Here is a 232-nt window from a genome sequence, read left to right as displayed (position 1 = left end):
CTCCTCAACATGCCCGAGGAGCCCCCCGCCGTCGGGGTTGTTGCGGCGATCCCCCCCGTCTCCGGGCAGTGGACGCCCCCCAACGCGCAGCACGCCGAGCTGCTGACCCTGATCGAGGAGACCGGGGGCGCGGAGGCTCTGGGGTCGACGGACGATCGGCTCGGCCGCCCGGTCTCCGGGAGCCGGGTCGTCTCCGCCGACCGCGGCGTCCGTGACGTCGTGCTCGTATCGC

The 232-nt window shown here is 74.6% G+C and carries 1 pseudogene; it reads left to right on the top strand.

What is annotated here, in order from left to right:
* A pseudogene (locus tag KVS71_RS19325) lies at positions 1-232 on the top strand (hypothetical protein); the annotation flags it as partial.

Origin of the sequence: Microbacterium sp. GbtcB4, from assembly GCF_019091465.1 — a bacterium.
Classification (GTDB): Bacteria; Actinomycetota; Actinomycetes; order Actinomycetales; family Microbacteriaceae; genus Microbacterium; species Microbacterium paraoxydans.
The sequence above is the reverse complement of the archived record's forward strand: the minus strand, read 5'-3'. Positions and strand labels throughout refer to the sequence as shown.